This window comes from Candidatus Pelagibacter sp. PS_44, assembly GCF_059417735.1.
The window spans coordinates 725,852-737,922 of the sequence record NZ_CM182063.1 but is presented as its reverse complement, the minus strand read 5'-3'; the positions used below and the strand labels follow the sequence as shown (position 1 = coordinate 737,922).

Annotated in this window: 15 protein-coding genes and 1 pseudogene; 13 read left to right on the top strand and 3 right to left on the bottom strand. The window is 29.0% G+C overall.

Annotated elements, in window-relative coordinates; genetic code table 11:
• The first annotated feature begins 14 nt into the window (after window positions 1-14).
• The gene (locus AC5SLO_RS04130) at window positions 15-1,142 is read left to right on the top strand and encodes an anhydro-N-acetylmuramic acid kinase (protein WP_494572721.1); all 1,128 of its coding nucleotides are present in this window, start codon (window positions 15-17) and stop codon (window positions 1,140-1,142) included.
• 2 nt (window positions 1,143-1,144) lie between these two features.
• Here the strand turns inward: AC5SLO_RS04130 and AC5SLO_RS04125 are convergent, their stop codons facing one another.
• Complete coding sequence (locus AC5SLO_RS04125; RefSeq protein ID WP_494573783.1) at window positions 1,145-1,789, bottom strand: alpha/beta hydrolase; 645 nt, start codon at window positions 1,787-1,789, stop codon at window positions 1,145-1,147.
• Between the two features lie 149 nt (window positions 1,790-1,938).
• Here AC5SLO_RS04125 and AC5SLO_RS04120 point away from each other — a divergent pair, with 149 nt between their 5' ends.
• From AC5SLO_RS04120 to AC5SLO_RS04080, 9 genes and pseudogenes are all read left to right on the top strand, one after another.
• A complete protein-coding gene (locus tag AC5SLO_RS04120; RefSeq protein ID WP_494572720.1) occupies window positions 1,939-2,364 on the top strand; it encodes an RrF2 family transcriptional regulator in 426 nt (141 codons plus the stop codon).
• Window position 2,365: 1 nt separating this feature from the next.
• Entirely contained in the window at window positions 2,366-3,808 is a 1,443-nt protein-coding gene (gene sufB, locus AC5SLO_RS04115; protein ID WP_494572719.1) for a Fe-S cluster assembly protein SufB, read from the top strand.
• Window positions 3,808-4,521, top strand: a pseudogene (sufC, locus tag AC5SLO_RS04110) (Fe-S cluster assembly ATPase SufC); the annotation flags it as partial. The gene sufB and the pseudogene sufC, both read left to right, overlap by 1 nt.
• Window positions 4,522-4,524: 3 nt before the next feature.
• On the top strand, window positions 4,525-5,790 hold the full coding sequence (gene sufD, locus AC5SLO_RS04105; RefSeq protein ID WP_494573782.1) for a Fe-S cluster assembly protein SufD: 1,266 nt from the start codon (window positions 4,525-4,527) through the stop codon (window positions 5,788-5,790).
• Window positions 5,787-7,007, top strand: a complete 1,221-nt coding sequence (locus AC5SLO_RS04100) for an aminotransferase class V-fold PLP-dependent enzyme (protein WP_494572718.1) — start codon at window positions 5,787-5,789, stop codon at window positions 7,005-7,007. The genes sufD and AC5SLO_RS04100 overlap by 4 nt, the downstream gene beginning before the upstream one ends.
• The gene (gene sufU / locus AC5SLO_RS04095; RefSeq protein ID WP_494572717.1) at window positions 7,004-7,474 is read left to right on the top strand and encodes a Fe-S cluster assembly sulfur transfer protein SufU; all 471 of its coding nucleotides are present in this window, start codon (window positions 7,004-7,006) and stop codon (window positions 7,472-7,474) included. Before AC5SLO_RS04100 ends, sufU begins: the two co-directional genes overlap by 4 nt.
• A 3-nt stretch (window positions 7,475-7,477) precedes the next feature.
• Window positions 7,478-7,774, top strand: coding sequence for an iron-sulfur cluster assembly protein (locus AC5SLO_RS04090; protein WP_481968292.1), 297 nt, complete (start codon window positions 7,478-7,480; stop codon window positions 7,772-7,774).
• On the top strand, window positions 7,774-8,106 hold the full coding sequence (locus tag AC5SLO_RS04085; RefSeq protein ID WP_494572716.1) for a HesB/IscA family protein: 333 nt from the start codon (window positions 7,774-7,776) through the stop codon (window positions 8,104-8,106). The genes AC5SLO_RS04090 and AC5SLO_RS04085 overlap by 1 nt, the downstream gene beginning before the upstream one ends.
• 58 nt (window positions 8,107-8,164) lie before the next feature.
• Window positions 8,165-8,335, top strand: a complete 171-nt coding sequence (locus AC5SLO_RS04080; protein ID WP_271480643.1) for a hypothetical protein — start codon at window positions 8,165-8,167, stop codon at window positions 8,333-8,335.
• Between the two features lie 6 nt (window positions 8,336-8,341).
• Here AC5SLO_RS04080 and glnA read toward each other — a convergent pair whose 3' ends face one another.
• Window positions 8,342-9,748: a type I glutamate--ammonia ligase gene (glnA, locus tag AC5SLO_RS04075; protein WP_494572715.1), complete on the bottom strand. Its 1,407-nt coding sequence runs from the start codon at window positions 9,746-9,748 to the stop codon at window positions 8,342-8,344.
• A gap of 145 nt (window positions 9,749-9,893) precedes the next feature.
• On the opposite strand from glnA, the gene AC5SLO_RS04070 reads away from it, so the two are divergent.
• The 3 genes from AC5SLO_RS04070 to AC5SLO_RS04060 are packed head-to-tail and all read left to right on the top strand — an operon-like array spanning window position 9,894 to window position 11,415.
• Window positions 9,894-10,373 (top strand): YbaK/EbsC family protein, encoded by a 480-nt coding sequence (locus AC5SLO_RS04070; RefSeq protein WP_494572714.1) that lies wholly within the window; start codon window positions 9,894-9,896, stop codon window positions 10,371-10,373.
• Window positions 10,370-11,254 (top strand): DMT family transporter, encoded by an 885-nt coding sequence (locus AC5SLO_RS04065; protein ID WP_494572713.1) that lies wholly within the window; start codon window positions 10,370-10,372, stop codon window positions 11,252-11,254. Before AC5SLO_RS04070 ends, AC5SLO_RS04065 begins: the two co-directional genes overlap by 4 nt.
• Entirely contained in the window at window positions 11,251-11,415 is a 165-nt protein-coding gene (locus AC5SLO_RS04060) for a hypothetical protein (protein WP_494572712.1), read from the top strand. Before AC5SLO_RS04065 ends, AC5SLO_RS04060 begins: the two co-directional genes overlap by 4 nt.
• On the opposite strand, the gene AC5SLO_RS04055 is transcribed toward AC5SLO_RS04060, so the two are convergent.
• Complete coding sequence (locus tag AC5SLO_RS04055; RefSeq protein WP_494572711.1) at window positions 11,412-11,957, bottom strand: hypothetical protein; 546 nt, start codon at window positions 11,955-11,957, stop codon at window positions 11,412-11,414. The genes AC5SLO_RS04060 and AC5SLO_RS04055 overlap by 4 nt on opposite strands.
• Between the last annotated feature and the right edge of the window lie 114 nt (window positions 11,958-12,071).

Sequence of the window (12,071 nt, the reverse complement as noted above, 5' to 3'; positions counted from 1 at the left end):
TTTAAAAATTAAGAATGGAAAAATTTTACACCTCTTTAGGTTTAATGAGTGGAACTTCAATGGATGGGATTGATGCTTCAATTATTAGATCGGATGGGGAAAATGAATATGAGTCAACTTTTGATGAATTCTTTGAATATGATCAGGCTTTATATAAAGATTTAATAAATCTAAGAAACAAGATTAATTCTGCTGATGATATAATTGTTAATTCTGAATTAATAACTGAAATTGAGAGAAAAATCACTTTATATCATGCAGAAATTTGCAATAAGATTATTAATAAAAGTGATCATGAGGTGGATTTAATTGGTTTTCATGGTCAAACCATATTTCATGATGCAAGCCAAAAAATTTCAAAACAATTAGGTGATGGGTCATTATTATCTAATCTTTTAAAAAAAGATGTAATTTATAATTTTAGGGCTAATGATATAGCGAATGGCGGTCAAGGAGCCCCACTAGCACCAATTTTTCATAATTTAATAATAAATAAAAATAGAATTGAGTTACCAGTTTTTATTCTAAATATTGGAGGCATAGCAAATATTACTATCATAACATCAAATAAAAATGATGATCTGATAAGTTATGATATAGGGCCTGGTAATTGTTTATTAGATGAATGGGTTAGAAAGCATACTAGTTATAGATATGATTTAAATGGCAGGGTAGCAAGTATTGGAAAAATAGATGAAATCATCTTGAACCAAGCTACTGAAAATTTTGAAAATATAAACAAAAATAAAAATCTCTCATTTGATATAAAAGATTTTGATTTAAGTTTTGTTAGAGGTTTATCTTATGAAGATGGACTCTCAACCTTGACAAAATTTACCAGTGAAATTATTTGTGACTCAATAATTAAAAACGCAAAAAAAGATAAAACTAATAAGATTAATTTATTAGTTTGTGGTGGTGGAAGAAGAAACTTAACACTAATTGAAAATATCAGAAACAAACTACCAAATAATATTAATTTAGATTTAATTGACGATTATAATATTAATGGCGATTTTATAGAATCGCAGGCTTTTGCATATCTTGCAATAAGATCATTACTTAAAAAGGAAATTTCATTTGTTAAAACAACAAACGTTAAAAAATCTTGCACTGGTGGAATTTTAGTTAAGAATTATTAACTTTAAAATAAAGCAGACTCTTTTTTAATATATTTATCTAAATGTTTCATTAAAATATCTTCAGTCTTTGAAAAAAAATGATTAGCATCACTTATAACTTGAAAGTCAACTTTAATTCCTTTTTGAGCACTTAATCTTTTATCAAGTTCAGTAATATGTTCAACTGGAACTAGTTCATCTTTTTTTCCATAGATCATTAATCCAGAAGTTGGACAAGGAGATAAAAAAGAAAAATCATACACATTTGGCTGAGGAGATATTGCAATAAATCTATTTATTTCAGGTCTCCTCATTAATAATTGCATTGCAATTAATGAACCAAAAGAAAATCCAGAAATCCAACATTGAGAATTATCAAAGTTTTCTCTCTCAAGCCAATCTAGTGCGGCTGCTGCGTCAGCTAATTCTCCTTGGCCATTATCAAATTCACCATCACTTTTACCAACACCTCTAAAGTTAACTCTGCAAACTGAAAATTCATTTTCCATGAATGTATGAAATGTATCAACAACAACTTTATTGTTCATTGTTCCACCATATTGAGGATGTGGCTGAAGCACCAACGCTATTGGTGAAGTGCTTTTATTACTTTTATAATATTTTGCTTCTAATCTTCCAGCAGGCCCAGGTATGAAAACTTCTACTATTTTGTTATCCATAAATGATATTGATTATTATTCTCAAAAAAAAATACACTTATCATAACTAAGCGACAATATGTTATCTTTTTTTCATATTGGATACTTGACTAATTTGGTCAGGTTTATATAAAAAACCTTCTTAAATAAGGGTAAATATGAAATTAACATCGAAAGGTAGATATGCGGTAATGGCTTTAGCTGACCTTGCTAAGTTCAATAGCGTTAATCCAGTACCTTTGAGAGATATATCGTTAAGACAAGGAATTTCTTTGGATTTTTTAGAGCAAATTTTTTCTAAGTTAAAAAAATATAATATCGTAAAAAGCATTAGAGGGACTAATGGAGGTTATATCTTAAACAAAGAACCAGAAGAAATTAAATTAGCAAACATACTTAGTGCTGTAGATGAAGAAGTTAAAACTGTTCAATGCAAGAAGGAGTCTAAAAAGGGATGCAATAGTAAGACCACAAAATGCATCACTCATAATTTATGGGACGAACTTGAAATCCATATCAATCATTTTTTTGAACAAAAAAATTTAAAAGACCTTATAAGCAACTCATCAGAAAGTAGAAATTAAAATGGACGCTAGAGAAAAAGAAATAGAAAAATTAAAAGATTATAAATATGGATTTTCAACTGACATTGAAAGTATAACAGCGCCCAAAGGCTTAAATGAAGAAGTAATTAAATTTATTTCAAATATTAAAAAAGAACCTAAATGGATGCTTGATTTTAGATTAAAAGCATTTGAAAGATTTAAACAATTAAAAGAACCAGATTGGCAAAAACCCAAGTATCCAAAAATTGATTATCAAGATTTATATTATTATTCAGCACCAAAAAGTATGGATGATAAACCTAAAAGTTTAGACGAATTAGATCCAAAACTTTTAGAAACATATAAAAAACTTGGGATCCCACTTCAAGAACAGGCAAGATTAAATGGTATTGCAGTTGATGCAGTATTTGACTCGGTCTCAGTTGCCACAACTTTTAGAGAAGAACTGTCTAAGCTAGGAATTATATTTTGTCCTATATCGGAGGCTATTCAAAATCATCCTGAACTAGTTAAGAAATATCTAGGATCTGTAATTCCTACAACTGATCACTTTTTTGCAACTCTTAATTCTGCTGTTTTTACCGATGGTTCATTTGCATATATACCTGAAGGCGTAAGATGTCCGATGGAACTATCTACTTACTTTAGAATTAATGCCTCAAATACAGGTCAGTTTGAAAGAACCTTAATTGTTGCAGATAAAGGAAGTTATGTAAGTTATTTAGAAGGTTGCACAGCTCCTATGAGAGATGAAAATCAATTGCATGCTGCAAATGTAGAGTTGATAGCACTAGATGATGCTGAAATAAAATATTCTACAGTTCAAAACTGGTATCCTGGTGATAAAGATGGAAAAGGTGGAATATATAATTTTGTTACTAAACGAGGATTGTGCAAAGGTAAAAATTCTAAAATTTCATGGACACAAGTAGAAACAGGATCTGCTATTACCTGGAAATATCCAAGTTGTATTTTAAAAGGGGACAATTCAATTGGAGAGTTTTATTCAATTGCGATTACAAATAACCATCAAAAAGCTGACACGGGTACAAAAATGATCCATTTAGGTAAAAATACAAAGAGTAAAATTATTTCAAAAGGAATAAGCGCAGGATTTTCAGATATGACTTACAGAGGTCTAGTTGATATTTCCTCTAAAGCATCAAATTCTAGTAATTATACTCAATGTGACTCATTGTTAATGGGTAATAAGTGTGGAGCACATACAGTTCCGTATATCAAAAACAAAAACTCAGAATCAAATATTGCTCATGAGGCAACAACTTCAAAAATAAGTGAAGAACAACTTCATTATTGTCAGCAAAGAGGTTTGAGTCAAGAAGAAGCAATTGGATTAATAGTGAATGGATTTTGTAAAGAGGTATTGCAACAGTTACCGATGGAATTTGCTGTTGAAGCCCAAAAGTTAGTTGGCATTAGTTTGGAAGGAAGTGTTGGGTAATGTTAAAGATAAATAAATTAAATGCAAAGATAGATAGTAAAGAAATTTTAAAAGGACTTTCTCTTGAAATAAACCCAGGAGAAGTTCATGCTATAATGGGTCCAAATGGATCTGGAAAAAGTACATTATCAAATATTTTATCAGGTAAAAAGGGATATGAAGTTTCAGGAGAGGTTCTTTTTGAAAATAAAAATTTATTTGATTTAGAAACAGAGGAAAGAGCACACAAGGGTATCTTTTTAGCATTTCAGTATCCTTTAGAAATTCCTGGAGTTAATACAAATATATTTTTAAAAACTTCATTAAATGCAGTAAAAAAAGCAAGAGGTGAAAAGGAGCTTGATGCCATCGAGTTTTTAAAATTAGTAAAAGAAAAAGCAAAAGAACTTAAGTTTGATGAAGAAAAACTAAATAGACAATTAAATGTTGGTTTTTCTGGTGGAGAAAAAAAGAAAAATGAAATTTTGCAAATGTCATTGTTAGCACCAAAGTTATCAATCTTAGATGAAACCGACTCTGGATTAGATATTGATGCTTTAAAAATTGTTGCTGATGGGGTGAATACTTTAAGGGATAAGAAAAATTCTTTTCTAATAATTACCCATTACCAGAGGCTACTAGATTATATTAAACCTGATTTTGTGCATGTATTGAAAGATGGAAAGATTATTAAATCTGGTGGAGCAGAATTAGCTTTAGAACTAGAAAAAAAGGATATGAAAGTTTTTAATTTAATGAAAGAACAACTTCAAATAGATTTTGATAATATTATAAAAACTTCAAGTTTTACCAAAAGAGATATTGAACTTAAACAAAACTCTTTAAATGAATTTATAAAAACAGGTTTTCCAAATAGAAGAGATGAAAATTGGAAATTTTCTGATTTAAATCAAATAATTAAAAAAAATATTGGTGATCTAAGCTTTTATAATGATTATTCATTATCAAATAAGATTGATGCATCAGTATTTATTGATGGGCTAGAACATAACAAGATCGTTTTTGTAAATGGCAGAATTGAAAAAATTGATTTTGATTATGAAAAAAAAGATAAGATAAAAATAATTGATGAGCCAGAAATTGACAACAGGTCAAATAACTTTAACTCTTTAATTGATTTAAATAAGGCTTTTACCAATAAATCTTATAAAATCTTAATTAAAAAAGATTATCAACTAGAAAAACCTTTAATAATTTATCATTTAACGAATGATAAGATTAAGTCCAAAAACATAAATTTAAGCTTAGATTTTCAACTAGAAGAAAATAGCTCCTTGAGATTAATAGATTTATTTAATGATAATTCAGAAAAAAATTTTTTAAATATTTTTTATAATTTTGATTTAAAACAAAATGCAATTTTAAAAAATTATAAAATTGATAAAATAGAAAATACGAATGTAAAATATTCTTTTAATAATATTGAACAAGCTGCTAACAGTTTATCAGAAACGTTTATTTTATCATCTGGATCACATTTCTTTAAGAATGAGATTAATTGTAATTTAAATGGAAAATATTCATCAGCATTTATAAATGGTATTTTTTCACTTTCTAATAATAGACACCATGAAGTTAGAACTACCATAAATCACCTAACAGAAAATACTAAAAGCTATCAATTAATTAAAAGTGTCTTAAACGATAGTTCAAAAGCTGTATATCAGGGAAAAATATTTGTTAATTCAGAAGCACAAAAAACAGATGGATATCAACTAAGTAAAGCAATTTTATTAAATGAAGAATCTGAATTTAATGCAAAACCAGAATTAGAAATTTATGCAGATGATGTTAAATGTTCACATGGTTCAGCATCAGGTAGTTTAGATGAGGACTCTATATTTTATATAATGTCTAGGGGGTTAGATTATCAACAATCTAGAGAACTTTTAATTAATGGTTTTTTACTAGATGTAATAGAAAAAATAACTGACTCTGAAATAAAAAATTTAATAAAAAATATGATTGGACTTAAAGAATGAATATAGACAAGATAAAAAAAGAGTTTCCTATTTTTGATGAAAAAATTCAAAATAATGATTTAGTATATCTAGATAGTGCAAATTCTTCTCAAAAACCAAAAGTTGTAATAGATAGAATTAATGAATTTTATAGTAAAGAATTTTCTAATGTAGGCAGAAGTGTTCATTATCTTGCTGTTGCTGCCACTAATTTATATGAGAACACAAGAACTTCAGTTCAAAAGTTTATTAATGCTAAGGATAAAAATGAAATTGTTTTTACCAAAGGTGCAACAGAAGCACTTAATCTAGTTGCAAATATATTGGGTCAAAATTATTTACAAGATGGTGATGAAGTGCTTATCACTGAATTGGAGCACCATTCTAATTATGTACCTTGGCATTTTCTAAGAAAATCCAAAAATATAAAAATTAATTTTGCTGAAATTAATGATGATGGTGAAGTAACATTAGAAGAAATTGAAAAAAGAATTACTTCTAGAACAAAAGTAATTTCAATTACACATTTATCAAATGTTACAGGTGCTATTTTACCAATTAAAGAAATAACAGAGCTTGCTCATTCAAAAGGTATAATTGTTGTAGTTGATGGTTGTCAGGGTGCTCCTCATTTAAGATTAGATATGCAAGATCTTGATTGTGATTTTTATGCTATTTCTTGTCATAAAATGTATGGCCCTACTGGTTTAGGTGTTTTGTATGGTAAAAAAAAATGGTTAGAAGAATTGCCTCCATATCAAGGTGGTGGTGGAATGATCAATGAGGTTAAAAAAGATAGAATTTCTTATGGCGATCTTCCTAATAAATTTGAGGCAGGAACTATGGCTACAGCTCAAGTGATTGCATTTGATCAGTCTATTAAATTTTTAGAAAGAGTTGGTATAGATAATGTGGTGAAACATGAAGCTGACTTAGTTGAATATGGGCAGGAACTATTACAAAAAAATAATTCAGTTAGATTAATTGGTAATCCTAAAAATAAAGGTGGGGTTTTATCTTTTACTATTGAGGGTATTCACCCACATGATGTAGCAACTATCTTAGATGGAGATGGAGTTGCAATTCGAGCGGGTCATCATTGCTGTCAAATTCTACATGATAAATTAAATATACCTGCAAGTTCGCGAGCATCTGTTGGAATTTATAATACAAGAGAAGATTTAGATATACTTAATGATGCAATAAATAATTGTAAAAAAATATTTAACCAAAAATGAACTTAAAAGAATTATATCAAGAAATAATACTAGAGCATGGTAAAAATCCACGCAATCTTAGAAAAACTGAAAATTTTAATAAAGATGCTAAAGGACATAATCCTTTATGTGGTGATAATGTACATGTTTATTTAAAACTTAATGGACAAAAAATAGTAGAAGATATTTCTTTTGAAGGTAGTGGTTGTGCTATCTCAATGGCGTCAGCCTCAATTATGACAGACTTAATTAAAGGTAAGAATGAACATGAAGCTAAAGAAATTGTTGAAGATTTTTTAGGAATGATAAAAGAAAACCCTGAATTAAATTCAGAAAATTTAAAAGAGGATGAAAAAACCAAATTAATGTGCTTATCTGGAGTAAAAAAATATCCAATGAGAGTTAAATGTGCAACTTTATCATGGCATACTTTAGTTTCTGCAATTGACAATACTAAAGAAGAAATTAATACTGAAAGATTAGATTAAATTATGGACTTAAGAGAACAAGTAATAGCTGAAATTAGAAAAATATATGATCCTGAAATACCAGTTAATATTTATGAATTAGGTCTAATTTATGATGTTAAAGTAAAAGATGATAAGGCTAAAATTATAATGACATTGACCACTCCAAACTGTCCAGTTGCTGAAAGCTTACCTAAAGAAGTTAAAGACAGCGCTATGCAAGTAGAGGGTATAGAAGAAGTAGATCTTGATTTAGTGTTTGAGCCACCATGGGACAAATCAATGATGTCAGAAGCTGCTAAACTGGAGTTAAATTTATAATGAATCCTATAATTAGATTAAGCGATAATGCGGCTAATAGAATTAAAGAAATAATGTCAGATAAAGAATCAAATTCTATTGGTGTAAGAGTTGCAGTTAAATCTGGAGGTTGTGCTGGAATGTCTTATGTTATGGAGTATGCAAAAGAAATTAATCCTACAGACGAAATTATAGAAGATAAGGGTGTTAAAGTTTTTGTTGATGCGGCAGCTGTAATGTATTTATTGGGCACAGAAATGGACTATAAAAAGGAGGAATTTTCATCCTCTTTTGTCTTTAATAACCCCAATGAGTCTGAACGTTGTGGTTGTGGAGAGTCTTTTAAAATTTGATATTAATTATACGCATATCTGTATTGCAAATAACACATATCTAGTGTATTAATTGGATATGAATAAATTTGAATTTAAAAATCTTGTTAAATCACTGGAGAAGTCTTTAAAAGAAAGAACTTTTTTTAAAACTCTTAGAACAGAGGTAAATACTGGTGCTAATGGCACACAGGATTATGTTGTTAAAAAAGGAATTAACAAAGATACAATAGCAACAACTAGACAGTAATTATATTTAACTACTGTAATACATCTCAAACTCAACAGGATGAGGTGCATGTTCAAATTTATGTATCTCTTCAAATTTTAATGCAATGTAAGCATCAATTTGATCGTCAGTAAATACTCCACCTTCAGTTAAAAACTCTCTATCTTTATCTAGATTTTCCATTGCTTCTCTTAATGAACCACAAACAGTTGGAATATTTTTAACTTCTTCAGGAGGTAAATCATATAGATCTTGATCAAACGACTCACCTGGATGTATCTTATTTTTAATTCCATCAAGTCCAGCCATAAGCATTGCAGCAAAAGTAAGATAAGGATTACCTGAGGCATCAGGAAATCTTATTTCACATCTTGCTCCATTTTTGCTTAATGAAATTGGTATACGACAAGAAGCAGATCTGTTTCTTGCAGAATAAGCAAGTAGCACTGGAGCTTCAAAGCCAGGTATCAATCTTTTATAGCTATTAGTAGTAGAATTAGAAAATGCATTTATTGCTTTAGCATGTTTTAAAATTCCACCAATGTAATGAAGTGCAGTTTCTGATAATCCAGCGTATGCATCTCCAGAGAAAACTGGTTTATCATTTTTCCATATTGATTGGTGAATGTGCATTCCAGAACCGTTATCACCTGCAATTGGTTTTGGCATGAATGTTGCAGTTTTTCCAAAAGAATGAGTAACCATTTGAACTACATATTTATACAACTGAACATTATCAGCTTGATCAACCAGAGTACCAAAATACATTCCAAGTTCATGTTGACTTGGAGCTACTTCGTGGTGATGTTTTTCAACTTTAATCCCAACTTCTTTTAGACTTTTTAGATATTCGCTTCTCATATCTTGTTCACTATCTACTGGAGGAACAGGAAAGTAGCCACCTTTTACTGGAGGTCTATGTCCCATATTTCCATTTGCATATTCTGTCCCTGAATTATAAGGGCCTTCTTTACTGTCTATTTTAAAACCAGTATTGTTTGGATCATTGTTAATTCTTACATCATCAAAAACAAAAAATTCAGGCTCAGGACCAAAAAAAGCTTTATCACCAATACCAGATTTCTTTAAATACTCTTCAGCTTTTTTAGCTGTTCCTCTTGGATCTCTGTCATAAGGAGATCTCTTTACTGCATCGAGGATGTCACAAAAAAGTACTAACGTATTATGAGATGTAAATGGATCCATAATCATTCTTGAAGTATCAGGTTTTAAAATCATGTCTGACTCATTGATAGCTTTCCATCCGGCTATAGATGACCCATCAAAAAACACACCATCATTTAACATATCTTCATCTACAATTGTAGAATCCATAGTTAAATGTTGAAGTTTTCCTCTTGGATCAGTAAATCTTAAATCAACAAACTCTGCTTCTTTTTCTTTAATGAATTTTAGTACATTTTTGGCACTCATGATCTCTCCTTTTTAAATTTTGTTAAATTAAATTATCAAAAAATATCTTAATTATATTGCTTGATTAATTAATAACACCTATGCGTTTTTTACATATGAATTACATCATTATTTGTTAAATTATCAATCAATTGTTAGTTGAATTATGAGTTTATTAGACAAAGAGCCAGTTAAAAGAGCCGAGAAATCTCTGAAGAATTTTGATCAATCCTTAGAGGTTATTGTTTTAGATAAATCAGCAAGAACAGCTCAAGATGCGGCAACAGCATTAGGTTGTAATGTTGGAGCAATTGTTAAAAGTTTATTATTTAAAACAAATGATAGTTTTATACTTTGTTTGGTTGCAGGTGATAAGAGAGCCTCTTTGAATAAAATAAAAAAAATAATTAACAAAAAAGATGTTTCAATGGCAAATCCAGAGGACGTAAAATCTCAAACAGGATATACAATTGGTGGTGTATCACCCATTGGTCATTTAAAGCAAATCGAAATTATTATAGACAATTCCCTAGAAAGGTTTAAAGAGCTATTTGCAGCAGCAGGACATCCAAATTGTGTATTTAAAATAAATTTTACCAATATTCAAAAAATCACTAATGGAAAAGTTGAAAATATAATTGAATGAGACAACCTAAATTAATTGATTATATACTGTTAGTAATTCTAGCTTTAATTTGGGCTTCAGCTTTTTTTAATATTAAAATTGCAACAGAGTCTTTTGGCCCTGTTACAATTGCTTTTCTAAGAGTTTTTTTTGGATCTATTCCAGTACTATTGTTATGTTTTTACAAAAAGATAAGAGTGGAGGCATTCTCTAAAGATTGGTATTGGTTTGCTATAATAGGTTTTGTAAATTTAGTTTTACCTTTTTTTCTAATAGCTTACGGTGTTAAATCAGTACAAAGTAACTTGGCAGCAATATTAATGTCTACAACACCATTAAGCTCAACTGTATTAGGTCATTTTTACACAAAAAATGAAAAATTTAATGCACTTAAAACTTTTGGAATTTTAATTGGTTTCGCAGGAATTATTTATTTATTTTCTGACGACATACTGATTAATGATAACAATTTTATTTCTGCATTATTAATCTTACTTGGATCAACATGTTATGTTGTTGGCGGCGTTCTAACCCTTAAAATTAGTAAAAAGAAAAATGAAAACGTAACAGGATCTATATTAATTTGGGCTGTTTTAATTTTACTACCTTTAGTTTATTTTTTTGAAAAGCCTTGGAACTCAGTACCCAGTATAGAGTCCACAATATCAGTAGTTTATTTAGGAATGGTTTCAACAGGAGCTGCTTGGTTGTTAAGATTTAAAATTTTAAAAAATAATGGATTAATATTTCAATCCCAAGTCTCTTATTTGATACCTATTTTTGGAATTATTTTAAGCTACATATTTTTAGATGAATTAATTACCGATAAAGTTTTAGTATCATTATTTGCAGTACTAGTAGGACTTTATTTTGTAAAAAAAGCAGGATTAAATAAATCATGAATAAAGATGATAAAGGTAAAGTAGAAGAAGACTTTGAAGAAATTGATAATTTTTGTGAAGAATGTAAAAAAGAAGACGAAAGTGTTTCTCAAAATTTAATTTTAACAGGATTTAAAATTTGCAGTTCTTGTAAAACTTCTAAAACAATATTTCCAATTTAACTGATATTGCTTATAGGTAAACTATTCATTTTACTCATAACAAAAGATATTGAAAGAAAAGCAATTATTAAAAATGCTAAAAATACTATTCCAAATGATTTAAAATTGGACTTAAGATTTAAAACTTGTTTTGTTGAAATGATTAATCCTGCAAATATCCAAAACTGAGTTAGAAATATTATTGGGATCATTAAATCTGGAGTTACTGCAAAAAATCTTAAAAGCCCTGGTGCATGAGCATAGCCAACTGCTGTTAATACTTTTTTAAATGAAACTTTTGTCTCCTTATCTGGAAATAATTTTACACCGATCACATAAATAAATAATCCCCATACAAACCAAGTAAGAATGGCAGTTAAGCCAGACATTGCAACAGCAGTTTTAATAACAGTGTTTGCAGCAACTGCCCCAGCTAAACCATCCAATATCATGATAAGACCAGCAAAGTATACTGCTGCCTCACCAAAGTTTTTATTATCTTTGTAGAGAGATTTATCTAATTTAATAGACCTGACAACAATATTTAAAAATTGACCAAACATTATTTATTTTTTTTACTATTTTTCTGAGCTTTGTAAGAAACAAATAGTGGAAAGAGTATTAAAGCAATTACAATTATTATGCAAACTACGATTAGGAATGTTTTTGTCATTATT